This is a genomic window from Streptomyces sp. NPDC020490 (assembly GCF_044335305.1).
GTDB lineage: Bacteria > Actinomycetota > Actinomycetes > Streptomycetales > Streptomycetaceae > Streptomyces.
Genome location: NZ_JBIRUY010000031.1, coordinates 93,371 through 105,179, shown reverse-complemented (window position 1 = coordinate 105,179; position 11,809 = coordinate 93,371). Strand labels below are relative to the sequence as shown.

General features: G+C 69.7%; 9 protein-coding genes, 1 tRNA gene and 3 pseudogenes. 7 read left to right on the top strand and 6 right to left on the bottom strand.

What is annotated here, in order from left to right:
- The first annotated feature begins 519 nt into the window (after nucleotides 1-519).
- A tRNA-Gly gene (locus ACH4ZX_RS28710) sits at nucleotides 520-593 on the top strand.
- A 294-nt stretch (nucleotides 594-887) separates the two neighbouring features.
- Here ACH4ZX_RS28710 and ACH4ZX_RS28705 read toward each other — a convergent pair.
- Nucleotides 888-1,908, bottom strand: a pseudogene (locus tag ACH4ZX_RS28705) (tyrosine-type recombinase/integrase); the annotation flags it as partial.
- A gap of 129 nt (nucleotides 1,909-2,037) precedes the next feature.
- Nucleotides 2,038-4,182, bottom strand: a complete 2,145-nt coding sequence (locus tag ACH4ZX_RS28700; RefSeq protein ID WP_398278735.1) for a glycogen debranching N-terminal domain-containing protein — start codon at nucleotides 4,180-4,182, stop codon at nucleotides 2,038-2,040.
- A 134-nt stretch (nucleotides 4,183-4,316) separates the two neighbouring features.
- Here ACH4ZX_RS28700 and ACH4ZX_RS28695 point away from each other — a divergent pair, with 134 nt between their 5' ends.
- The 4 genes from ACH4ZX_RS28695 to ACH4ZX_RS28680 all read left to right on the top strand — a co-directional run bounded on the left by ACH4ZX_RS28695 (nucleotide 4,317) and on the right by ACH4ZX_RS28680 (nucleotide 8,852).
- Nucleotides 4,317-5,372, top strand: a complete 1,056-nt coding sequence (locus ACH4ZX_RS28695) for a LacI family DNA-binding transcriptional regulator (protein WP_398278733.1) — start codon at nucleotides 4,317-4,319, stop codon at nucleotides 5,370-5,372.
- 151 nt (nucleotides 5,373-5,523) lie between these two features.
- A complete protein-coding gene (locus ACH4ZX_RS28690; protein WP_398278730.1) occupies nucleotides 5,524-6,768 on the top strand; it encodes an extracellular solute-binding protein in 1,245 nt (414 codons plus the stop codon).
- Nucleotides 6,769-6,969: 201 nt separating this feature from the next.
- Entirely contained in the window at nucleotides 6,970-7,956 is a 987-nt protein-coding gene (locus ACH4ZX_RS28685; protein WP_398278727.1) for a carbohydrate ABC transporter permease, read from the top strand.
- A complete protein-coding gene (locus ACH4ZX_RS28680) occupies nucleotides 7,953-8,852 on the top strand; it encodes a carbohydrate ABC transporter permease (RefSeq protein WP_398278724.1) in 900 nt (299 codons plus the stop codon). The genes ACH4ZX_RS28685 and ACH4ZX_RS28680 overlap by 4 nt, the downstream gene beginning before the upstream one ends.
- Here ACH4ZX_RS28680 and ACH4ZX_RS28675 read toward each other — a convergent pair.
- Nucleotides 8,842-9,216: a transposase gene (locus ACH4ZX_RS28675; protein WP_398278721.1), complete on the bottom strand. Its 375-nt coding sequence runs from the start codon at nucleotides 9,214-9,216 to the stop codon at nucleotides 8,842-8,844. The two genes, ACH4ZX_RS28680 and ACH4ZX_RS28675, sit on opposite strands and share 11 nt — an antisense overlap.
- A gap of 207 nt (nucleotides 9,217-9,423) precedes the next feature.
- Here ACH4ZX_RS28675 and ACH4ZX_RS28670 point away from each other — a divergent pair, with 207 nt between their 5' ends.
- Nucleotides 9,424-9,990 carry a dihydrofolate reductase family protein gene (locus ACH4ZX_RS28670; RefSeq protein WP_398278718.1) on the top strand — a complete coding sequence of 189 codons (567 nt, stop codon included), beginning with the start codon at nucleotides 9,424-9,426 and terminating at the stop codon, nucleotides 9,988-9,990.
- 142 nt (nucleotides 9,991-10,132) lie between these two features.
- Here ACH4ZX_RS28670 and ACH4ZX_RS28665 read toward each other — a convergent pair.
- A pseudogene (locus ACH4ZX_RS28665) lies at nucleotides 10,133-10,325 on the bottom strand (mobile element transfer protein).
- A 266-nt stretch (nucleotides 10,326-10,591) separates the two neighbouring features.
- A pseudogene (locus ACH4ZX_RS28660) lies at nucleotides 10,592-10,747 on the bottom strand (SpdA protein); the annotation flags it as partial.
- A gap of 34 nt (nucleotides 10,748-10,781) precedes the next feature.
- On the opposite strand from ACH4ZX_RS28660, the gene ACH4ZX_RS28655 reads away from it, so the two are divergent.
- Nucleotides 10,782-10,922 (top strand): hypothetical protein, encoded by a 141-nt coding sequence (locus tag ACH4ZX_RS28655; RefSeq protein WP_398278715.1) that lies wholly within the window; start codon nucleotides 10,782-10,784, stop codon nucleotides 10,920-10,922.
- A 153-nt stretch (nucleotides 10,923-11,075) separates the two neighbouring features.
- Here ACH4ZX_RS28655 and ACH4ZX_RS28650 read toward each other — a convergent pair whose 3' ends face one another.
- A complete protein-coding gene (locus ACH4ZX_RS28650) occupies nucleotides 11,076-11,381 on the bottom strand; it encodes a hypothetical protein (RefSeq protein WP_398278713.1) in 306 nt (101 codons plus the stop codon).
- Between the last annotated feature and the right edge of the window lie 428 nt (nucleotides 11,382-11,809).

Genomic DNA, 11,809 nt, shown 5'->3' with positions numbered 1-11,809 from the left:
GCGCGCGGACCGGCCACAACCGGACGACCCACGCGCCTGCGTCACTGCTGTACCGCTGCCTCTACCGCCTCGTCAGCCCCTACCGCTTCCCGAGGCTGACCGGCACCGCGCTGCGGAGCCTGGCACACCGAGGACACCTCACGAGCCGGCCGGGGCCGAGCCGTCCGGCCTGCTGCATCGGGAACGTAGCGGTGCTGAACACGTGCCCATCGGCACAACGGACGACGGTGCGCTCCATCAAGTCCTGAAGTCCCTTCCCCAAGAGCCGCGTCTGGCTGCTGCTGCCTGACGCCAAATGCCACATTACGGGATCAAAGGAACGACTCACCAGGCGGCACTCCGGCCTCACCCGGCCCCTCTCCCACCCCACCACCGTACGCCCCAACTCCCGCCCCTCGCAGCCCAGTCCCACCCCCGCAACCACCCCGAAACGCACCCAGGCCCCCGGCTTCAACACCGGGGGCCTGCGATGGGGTAAAGTGACGATGCGTTCCGACACCGGTCCGACCGGTGTCTTACGCGGGTGTAGTTTAATGGTAGAACATCAGCTTCCCAAGCTGAGAGCGCGAGTTCGATTCTCGTCACCCGCTCCAGCAGAAACCCCCAGGTCAGCAACCTGGGGGTTGTTTGTTGTCTAGACCGGCGCAGAGGCTGTGCACCACAACCGCACCACTAAGAGACGCGAAGCGCGTACGCGAGACCGGCAATGCGCGAGTCCGAGGGATCCGTCGCCTTGAAGTCCCGTGCCAGCATGTCGACCAGGTCGAGCATGGGCAGGGTGACTGTCGAGAAGGGCCTCGCCGCCGAAGGTGTCACTCACGTAGGCATAGGCATGGTTGTCCTCCTCGTTGCGGGCGCGGAGGAACGCCATGAGGTCGTCCATGGGCTCATCCTCGCGTGCCGTCTGCGTCGCCGCCGAGTTCCCTGCTGTGGTACTTCACACGTTCGGCGCGGACCATGTCGTCGAGGCCGGCGGCGACCTCCCGCTGACGTTCGTCGTCGGAGTGCTGGTGGATCATTGCCGCCTTCTCGGACGACTGGACCGCGCGGACCATCGTGTCTTTGAGCGTGGCGCCCGAGCGGGTTGAGAGCGTGTGTCCGGCGTGACGAAGGTCGTAGAAGCGGAAGCCGTCCGGGAGGCCGACGGTCACGCGAGCCCGACGCCGCTTCCGACCGAAGGAGGGACGGCGGAAGGCCGCCACCTTCTCGCCTACGAAGAGCAGGCCGTCGGGCCCCTTCTCGGCATACCAGTCGAGGTGTCGCTTCACGTCCTGATGAAGGAAGGCTGGGAGAACCACGGTGCGGACGCCCGCGTCGGACTTGGTCTCACCGGGTGCGCGCTGGCCGTTGGTGCGCTCGGGTTCGGCGACGCGGACGCGGATCACGAAGTTGTCGAGGTCGACATCCCGGCGGCGGGGGCCTGCCAGTTTCTCGGGGCGCATCGGGCCGTATGCGCCAAGGTAGAGCATGAGGCGCCACCGGATCCCGATCGCGTCGGCGAGTGTATCGACCTGGACGACGGTGGCGATGCGGCGTTCGGCGGCCGACTCCTTGCCTGCCCCCTTGATGCGGCACGGGTTGCGGGTGATCAGGTCGTCATCGACAGCCGTCTCAGGGATGCCCTTGAGGAGGCGGTACGCCTTCGCGACGGTGGTCTTGGCGCTGGTGGTGCGGAGCCATTCCGCGCCACTCACGCACCCGAGGAGCGGTGATCTCGTCGGGGTCGAGCCCGCCGAACGCCGGGAGGAGGTACAGGCAGAGCAGGTGCCGGTACAGATCCTCGGCCCGAACGGCCAACTCCCGTTCCTCGACCCACTTCTCGGCGTAGACGCCGAAGTTGACGGCCCCGGCGTCAGGAGCACGCCAGTGCCCGCGGCTGAGGTCTGCCTCAACCTGGGACAGCCAGATGCCATCTACCCGCCGGAGAAGGAAGCCCTGGGCGCACTGGCGATCGTACCGCTCCAGGTGTCAAGGCTAGTAGGAGCGCAGTCTTGTCCCCCTTCCCCTCCTCAACACCCCTGGCCATCGGAGCAAGCGTCAGTGGGGACCGCCATGGGCGTGCACGTTGACGTTCAGCACGGGCGAGCCGCAGGACACGCTCGCCGTGCCGTCCACCGAGACGGTGATGTCCAGTGAAGCGCCGCCGACTTGGAGCCCGCCGACCGTCAACGGCCCGTAAGCAGAAGCGAACGTGGGCTTCACGGTGACCGTGCCGCCCGGGACGTCCGCGTCGAGGCCGAGGGCGGCCTGGAGCACGGCGACCGCCGAGGTGGCCGCCCATGCCTGCGGGCGGCAGGACGCCGGGTAGGGGGCGGGGGTCGCGCTCTCCGCCGAGCCGTGTCCGGCGAAGAGTTCGGGCAGCCGGGCGTCGAAGCCGGTCGACGCGGTCAGCAGGCCGGAGGCCAGGGAGGCTGCCACGTCCGGGAATCCGGCCTTGACCAGGCCGTGGACCGCGATCGCCGTGTCGTGCGGCCAGATGGAACCGACGTGGTAGCCGTACGGGTTGTAGCCCACCGCGTCGCTGCTCAGCGTGCGCAGGCCATGGCCCGCGTCGAGGTCCGGTGCGGCGAGCCGGGCCGCCAGTAGCGCGCTCTCCTCGGCGTTGAGCAGTCCGGTGCCGAGGAGGTGGCCGAAGCCGGAGGTGACCGAGTCGACCGGCTTGCCGTCGCCGTCGAGGGCGACGGCGGGGTAGGGGCCGTGCTCGTCGGTGACCCAGAAGCGGTCGCGGAAGCGGGCGGCGAGTCGCTCGGCCCACGCCTCCCACTCGTCGGCTCCCGGGCGGCCGAACGCCCGGAGCAGCGCGGCGCCGCCGAGCGCGGCCTCGTAGGCGTACGCCTGGACCTCGCACAGGGCGATGGGTGCGTGGGCGCGGCCGCCGTCGCTGTAGCGGATGGAGTCGTCGGAGTCCTTCCAGCCCTGGTTGGACAGGCCCTGGCCGGTCTGGTCGATGTACTTGAGGAAGCCGTCGGCGGCTGCCTGGTCGCGCATCCAGGCCAGGGCCGACTCGGCGTGCGGGAGGAGTTCCTCGACCTCGGCGGGGTCCATGCCCCAGCGCCAGGCGTCGTGGAGGAGGGTGATCCACAGGGGGGTGGCGTCGACGGTGCCGTAGTAGACCGAGGGCAGGGAGAGGCGATCCGCGATCTTGAGGGTGGCGCGGCGGACCTCGTGGAGGATCTTGCCGGGCTGTTCCTCGGTGGTGGGGTCGGTATGGGTGCCCTGGCGGCGGGCGAGGGTGCGCAGGGTGCCGGCCGCGAGGTCGGTGCCGAGGGGCAGCAGCATGCGGGCGGCCCACAGGGCGTCGCGGCCGAAGAGGGTCAGGAACCAGGGGGCACCCGCGGCGAGGAACTGGTCGGGGCGGTCCGACCCCGACCGGGGGTCGGTCAGGCGCAGGTGGTCCAGGTCGGCCAGGGACTGCTCCAGCCAGCGGTCCAGGGCGCGGTCGGCGCTGCGCAGCACGGGTACGCTCCACGGCAACCGGTCGGCGGGCGCGGGCGGGAACTGGTCGCCGTCGGCGTAGGCGGCGGTGGCGGACAGCATCGCCGACCACGAGGTGCCGGGGGCCAGCTCGACGTCATACGAGAACCGTCCCGCCGACACTTCCAGTACGTCCGGCGCCGGCTCGCTGATGAGGCGGGCGGTGAAGTCGTCGTGCGCCCAGGACAGGCCGACGGCCGCGCTGTCCGCCGCCTGGGGCGGCACCTCCCCGGGAGCGTGTCCCGACTTGACCTGGTCCATGGTGGCCAGGTCGGAGCACGCGGTCACCGTCAGGCGGAAGCGAACGTGACGGCTGCCCGCGTTGGTGACCTCCAGGCGCTCCTCGAACCGGCCGGCCGCCACGCTGCGGCTGCGATGGAGGGCGACGGCCGGGTCGGGTGTGACCTCGCCGAGGCCGCGCAGGATGTAGCGGAACTCCGCGCCGTCCGCGCCTCGCAGGCTCCCGGCCACCGGGGCCGGCAGGGGGATGCCCTCGGCGGCGACCGTGAGCCGGGACAGGGCCCGCCGGTCGCCGTGGTAGAAGCCGTCCGCACCCTCGCTGACCTGCCCGTCCGCACGCGAGATGACGAGGCTCGGCGCGTGCAGGGTGACGACCGCGTCATGCAGGAACGGCTGCAGTCCCTGGGCTGCGGACGGAGGTGCCGTGACCGAGCCGTTGGGGTCCTGGGTCTTGACAGTGGCGTCCAAGGAAGTAGAACCTCTCAGTGTTTTAGCGTTCCAAGGACATTAAGTGACTCGTCAGAGCCATGGCAATGGGTTTTGGAACGCTAAAAACGAGCCCGATGAAGTTCTCGTTTCTTCACTGTCCGTCGGAGAGCCGCATGCCCCGCTCCAGCAACTCCTCGGCCAAGGCCGGCCCGGTGACCCTCGCGATGGTCGCCCGGCGGGCCGGCGTCTCGGCGCAGACCGTGTCCAACGCGGTCAACTCACCGGACCTGTTGCGGCCCGAGACCCTGGAGCGGGTCCGGCAGGTGATCGAGGAGATGGGGTACCGGCCCAGCCGCGCGGCGCAGACGCTGCGCAGCGGTTCCAGCAAGCTCATCGGCTACGGCATCCACCCCACGCCGCCCAACACCGCGGGTGCGGTCATGGACCGCTTCCTGCATGCGCTGTCGGAGGCGGCCGGCGAGGCCGGCTACCGGGTCCTGCTGTTCGCCTCCCCGCCGGGCAGCCCGAACCTCGAGGGCTACGAGGAACTGCTGGCGCAGCATGATGTCGACGGCTTCGTGCTCAGCAACACCGGGCGGGGCGACCCGCGCCAGGCGTGGCTCACGAAGCGGGGTGTGCCCTTCGTCGGCTTCGGCCGGACGTGGTCGGGACGGCCGGTCGGCGACTGGGTCGACGTGGACGGCGCCTCGGGTACGGACGCCGCCGTCGAGCACCTGGTCGCCCTGGGGCACCGCAAGATCGCCTTTCTGGGCTGGGAACGCGGCTCCGGCGCCGGTGACGACCGTGCCGAGGGCTGGCTGCGGGCGATGAAGCGGCACGGGCTGCCGACCCGCGGGCGGCGCGGGCAGTGCGTGAACGAGATCGACGCTGCCCGAGCGGCCGTAAGACCGCTGCTGGACGGCGGAGCGACCGCGGTGGTCGCGGCCAGCGACATGCTGGCGCTCGGCTGCTACCAGACGCTACGCGAACGCGGCGCCGCCCCCGGCCGGGACGTCGCCGTGATCGGCTTCGACGACTCGCCCATCGCCGAGCTGCTCTCCCCGGCCCTGTCCTCCCTCGCCCAGCCGCTGGAGGACGTCGGCCGGGAGTGCGTACGGCTGCTGCTGGCGCGGATCGCCTCCCCGGACGCGCCGCCCGAGCGGCTGCTGCTGGAACCGTCCCTGGTCGTGCGCGACAGCGCCACCGCGTCGTCGGCCGACGACGCATAGCCCCCACCGGCCGGCCGGGCATCCGCAGCCCGGCCGGTACACCCCACCCCCCTCGAAACGTTTCTCCTCCTCCATCCCCACACCCCTGGCCCACGCCCTCGTGCGCCCGGGAGGAGCCGCAGTTACCACCCCGTAACCCTCGGAGGAAGCAATGCCCAACCGTACGGCCGTCGCGGCCCTCGTCACCTGTGCGGCCATGCTGGCCGCCACGGGCTGCTCGTCGAGCTTCGGCAGTGGCAGCAAGACGACCCAGGACACGAGTTCCAAGCAGCACCTCACCATCCTGATCGGCTCCTCGGGCGACGCCGAGACCAAGGCCGTCAAAGACGCGGCGGCCGCCTGGGCCAAGCAGAGCGGCAACACGGTGACCGTGGAGCTCGCCAAGGACCTCAACCAGCAACTCACGCAGTCCTTCGCCGGAAACAGGCCGCCGGACGTCTTCTACGTGCCCTCCGACCTGTTCGCCAACTACGCCAGAGGTGGCTCCCTGTACGCCTACGGCGACCAGATCAAGGACACCTCCGACTTCGCCGCCGGGCTGCGCTCCTCCTTCACCTACAACGGGAAGCTGGTCTGCCTGCCCAAGGACACCTCCACCCTCGCGCTGGCCGTCAACACCGACCTGTGGAAGAAGGCCGGGCTGACGGACCAGGACTACCCGACCACCTGGGCCCAGCTGAAGACGGTCGCCGCCAAGCTGACCAAGGGCAAGGTGACGGGTCTGGTGGCGAACGACTCCTACACCCGGCTCGGCGTCTTCATGAAGGAGGCCGGCGGCTGGATCACCAACGCCGACCAGACCAAGATGACCGCCGACACCAGCCAGAACGCCCAGGCACTCGACTACGTGTCGTCCCTGCTGAAGGCCGGCTCCCTGAAGTACGCCAAGCAGGTCGACACCGGCTGGGGCGGTGAGGCGTTCGGCAAGGGCCTGGCCGCCATGACCATCGAGGGCAACTGGCTCACCGGCGCCATGAAGCTCGACTACCCGAACATCAAGTACAAGGCCGTGCCGCTGCCCGCCGGTCCCGCCGGGAAGGGCACGCTCGCCTTCAGCACCTGCTGGGGCGTGGCCAAGGCCAGCAGCCACCGGACGGCGGCCGTGGACCTGGTGAAGTACCTCACCACCAGCACTCAGCAGCTGAAGTTCGCCGACGCCTTCGGCGTGATGCCCTCGCGTACCAGCGCCCTGAGCGGTTACGCCCAGAAGGAGCCGGCGGCCAAGGCGTGGGCCGACGCCACCGCCTACGCGCAGGGCCCGGTGACCATCGCCGGATTCGACAAGGTGCTCGGCCAGTTCGACACCGGCATCCAGTCGCTGCCGAACGGCGAAGTGAAGAAGATCCTCGCCGACCTCCAGAGCAACGGCGAACAGGTCCTGGCGAAGGGCGACTGAGCCTTCATGTTCCCTCGTACGTCACCGACCCCCCGCCCGGCCGCGCGTTCCCGTGCGGGCGGGGGTCCCCGTACGGCCGATGCACCGGGCGCCCCTGACACGCCCGGTGGGACCGGCCCAAATGCGGCGCCCCGCGTCAAGCCCGCCCCGCGCGCGGGGCGCCGCCAAGAAGCCGCCTGGGGCTGGCTGTTCGTCAGCCCCATGGTGATCACCCTCGGCCTGTTCCTGGTCATCCCCATCGTGATGGCCCTGTGGGTGAGCCTGCTGCACTGGGACGGCCAGTCCAACCCCTTCAGCGGCCAGGCCGAGTTCGTGGGCCTCGCCAACTACCGGGACGTACTCACCGACAACGGCCTGGACCGCACCCTCTTCGCCACGTCACTGCGCAACACGGTCTACTACGTGGTCCTGACCGTGCCCCTGCAGACCTGCCTGGCGCTGGGGCTGGCCCTGATCGTCAACCAGCGGCTGCTGCGCGCGCGGGGCGCTCTGCGCACCACGTTCTACTTCCCTTCCGTCACCAGCTCCATCGCCGTCTCGACGATCTTCCTCTTCCTCTTCCAGGGCAGCGGCGCCGTCAACACGATGCTGTCCTGGATCGGGATCAAGGGGCCCAACTGGTTCAACGACCCGCGCGGAGTCCTTTCCCTGCTGTTCGGCGCGCTCGGCATCATCAACCCAGACAGGCCCTCCGGCCTGCTCGCGGATCACAGCTTCATGGGCCTGTCCTGGTTCGAGTGGCTGTCCGGACCGTCCGTCGCGATGTCCACCCTCATCCTGCTCGCGGTGTGGACGACGTCCGGCACCCTCGTGCTGATCTTCCTCGCCGCCCTCCAGGACGTCCCCCGCGAGCTGGAGGAATCGGCCGCCATCGAGGGCGCTGGCCGCCTCCAGATGCTGCGCCACGTCATCGTCCCCGCCATCCGGCCCGTGCTCTTCTACGTCGTCACGCTCAGCCTCATCGGCTCCTGGCAGGTGTTCGACCAGGTGTACGTCATGAGCCAGGGTGGCCCGGCCAACACCACCCTGACGCCCGCCTTCCTCTCCTACCAGGCCGGCTTCAGCGACGCCGACTTCGGTCAGGGCGCCGCCATCGCCTTCATCCTGCTCGTCCTGATCCTGACCATGACCGTCCTGCAGCGATGGGTGCTGCGTGAACGCTCCCCCCGCCCACGGAGGAACCGATGAAGACCAAGGCCGCGGCCGCCCGGGCGCAACAGCGCCCGGTTCTGGGCCGGTTCCCGCTGCCGTGGCGGGTGCTCGGATACGCGTTCGTGCTGGCAGTGGCGCTGCTGTACCTGATGCCTTTCGTCATCCAGCTCGTCACCGGGTTCAAGACCGACCCGGACGCCGCCGCCCACCCCCTCGGGCTGATCCCCAGCCCTCCGACCACCGCCGCCTACCAGCGCCTGTTCGGACTGAGCCAGAACGGCGACGGGGTCCCCTTCCTGCGCTGGCTGGGCAACTCCACCTTCGTCGCCGTCGTGGTGACGGTAGCCCAGGTACTGCTCGACTCCATGGCCGGATACGCCCTGGCCCGACTGAACTTCCCGGGCCGCAGGCTGCTGTTCGCCTTCGTCCTCGCCACGATGGCGGTGCCCGGCATCGCCCTGCTTATCCCGCGTTTCCTGGTGCTGAACACGCTGGGCCTGTTCGACACCTACACCGGCATGATCCTGCCCATGATCGTGGGCACGGGCGGCATCTTCCTCATGAAGCAGTTCTTCGAGTCGATCCCCCGCGAGGTCGAGGAAGCCGCCCGCATCGACGGAGCCGGCACCTTCCGCACCTTCTGGTCGGTGGTGCTGCCCATGGCCCGGCCGGCCCTGATCACCCTGACCATCCTGACCTTCCAGGGCTCGTGGAACGAATTCACCCACTTCCTCGTGGCCACCCAGTCCAGCCAGTACGAGACCCTCACCACCGGTCTCGCCCGCTTCGTCTCCGGCGGCCTGGGCAGCGGCACCCAGTACCCCCTCAAACTGGCGGCGGCCCTGCTGTCGACCATCCCCGTGGCCGTGCTGTTCTTCCGCTTCCAGCGGTACTTCGTCCAGGGCGCCAACGCCGGAGCCGTCAAGGAATAGCCCGGCGCGACGACTTCACCCCGCTCCACCGAAAGGCACAGCCCTGTCCACCGCGCACCCTGACCCGCACCGCCCCGTCGCCGACCTGCGCCCGCCCCGCAACTGGATTCCACGCGGCCTTCAGCTCCGCGCGCAGCGCTTCGTTTTCGGCCTCGAGCTTCTCCTTGGTCCGCTCGCTCACCCGGTCATCCTTTGTGCTCTTCCTCGTCGCCGTGCCGTTGTGCGTGTCGGCGGCGTCGATCCACCGGCGCAGCGTGTCGCGCCGGATGCCCAGCTCAAGGGCCACCTGGGCGATCGTGAGGTCCGGGTCCGAGTGGTACAAGACCACAGCATCGACCTTGAACTCAGGCGAATACACCTTCATGACCATAAGTGACCCTTCCCCCCGGCCCCCACCGGGGCCGGGATCAGAGGTGTCCACCACTCGGGGAGGCGGCTTGCCCGTGCCGGCCGGGTACACCACGCTGAGCTCCGAGCACGAGGACTACCGGCGAGCCCGGATCGCGCACCGATGAGTTTCCCGCGCCGCGCTGGTCTATACGCCGGACACTCACGGACGGAAGGCTGGGCCATGCGGAAACTGATCTACGGCATGAACCTGACCCTGGACGGCTACATCGCCGCGACCGGGGACGACATCGGCTGGAGTGGACCGCCGAGCCACGAGCTGTTCCAGTGGTGGCTCGACCACGAGCAGGCGAGTGGCCTGTCGCTGTACGGGCGCAAGCTATGGGAGACGATGAGCTCCTACTGGCCGACCGGCGACCAGCAGCCCAACGCCACCCCGGCGGAGATCGAGTTCGCGCGGAACTGGCGGGACACGCCGAAGGTGGTGTTCTCCTCGACGATCGACAAGGTCGACTGGAACGCCCGCCTGGTCACCGGCGACGCGATCGCCGAGATCAGCCGGCTCAAGGCCGAGGACGGCGGCCCGATGAACATCGGCGGCGCAACGCTCGCCGGGGCGGCCATGCGCGCCGGGCTGATCGACGAGTACGCGATCGCCACCCATCCGGTCCTGGTGGGCGGCGGCACGCCGTTCTTCACCGCGCTGGACAACTGGGTGAACCTGAACCTGGTGGAGACGCGGACGTTTCCCGGCGGCGTGGTCCTGACCAGGTACGAGACGAGGCGCTGAGCAGCGGCACCCAACACGCCCGGCGGGGCACCAACAGACTTGAAAAGCGTGCACCTGCCCCGGATGCGGTGAAGGGCGAGGCGCGGCCTGCCGGCGTCCGGATGACAGACAGTCGACTTCTCGGACGACTGGCCCGGTCCTTTCAGCGGGCGGGGCAGTGGTGGGTGCGGGGCGGCCAGTTCGGCGGCGGCGCGGCTGTCGTAATGGGCGGAGAAGCCGCAGCGCGGGGCGGTGCAGGCAGCGGTGTGCCTCTCACGGCCCCGGCCGTCGTAGGAAGTGCCGACCTGTACGGGGCCGATGCGGGTGACGCTGCGGAAGCGGCGGTTGGCTGGCACAGCCGTTTCCTTTCCTTGGATTCGCTTGCCTGGGGCACGCGGACGTGCGTAGATGAGCGGCATGTCACAAGGGGCGCGGCGGCTGGCCGCCTTCGGTTCGGCCGCGTTGGTACTTGGGCTCGCGGGTGTTGGAGGAAGGTGGTGGTTGGGCGAGTCCTGGGCCACCGTGATCACCATGTGTTGCCTTGAGGTACTGATCATTTCGGCCGCTGTCGGAACCCGACGAGTGTTGCGGAAGCGGTAAAGCCTCCCGACGGGACCCGAATTCAGAGCTGGGCGGCGATGGCTTCCGCCATGGGAGCCGGAACGCCAAGGCGGGCACGAAGGGTTGGCGTGCCGATCGGTGTACCGGTGCGGGTGTGGTGTTCGGCAGCGACCTTGCGGGCATGGTCGACCAGTGCATTCGGGACCGCGACGGCAGGCTACGGCGTCGGCTTCCGCAGCCACCTCGAAGTCGTGCTTCACGCACTGCCGAGGAAGAGCGCGCGTGAGCTGCGCGGCGCCCTCGTATGGGCGCTGGACAAGAAGATCCTGGCGAGAGCCAAGGTGATCCCGGCGGGCAGCCTGGACGTGCCCTGGTGGCGAGGCCGGCTCTGAGCGACGACGCCGGACCGAGGGCGTACACCAGCGACTCTGTCCGGCCGTCCCGCAGTCCGGGAATCGCAGGGAGCGTCACCCGGCCCACCTTCCGGAAGTGAAGGTGACGGTGATGAGCGTCATCAGCGGAACGGCGACGGACACAGTGTGGCGTCACGGCCGCGCAGGCGGAACGTTGTTCGCGGGGCAGAGGCCCGAGTCGCCGGGATACCCGTCCAGCGTTCCCCGGGTCGCGAAGAACCACCATGCCGCCCCCACCGTCGCGACGACCACCAGCAGCGCCGGCAGTGAGACACGGACCGCCGTCGGCGCGTGAAGCACCAGGCGCCGGCCGACAACGTGCGCCAGGAGCCCGACGAGCGCCCCGACCGCGGGGACCACCGGGAGCAGGAAGTTGAGTTCGAAGCGTCCGCCGGCGTCGTAGCCCGCGTCGCAGTACGCGCGCGCCCAGACGGTCAACGACCAAGCGGCGCAGCCCATGGCGGCCCCGAACGACGCGGAGCCCGCCCAGGGAAGACAGGAGCCGGATCTCGGCTTGGCCGACACCTGTCCGGCCGTCCCGTCAACCGCCGACCGCCTGCGAAGCCGGCCCGGATCGGACTCCAAAGCGGTGCTCACTCTCTGGACCGCTCGCAACGAGGGCGCGAAGCCGGCGGACCGGTCGAGGTGGAACGTGGAGGGGCTTCCCCTTCAACAGCGAAGACAGCGAAGATGTTAGCGAGTCCGGCACGAACGTTCGTCTCGGTTTCCGTCGGTCACCTGGATCAGGGCGCGCACTCGGCGGTCGCGGAGGCAGGGTTCGTTCGAGGGCGCGTCCTCGGGTGTGCCGACGGTCTCGCGTGTCTGCGCCGTTTCCGCCCGAAGGGTCCTCCTGAACCGGCTTCCGG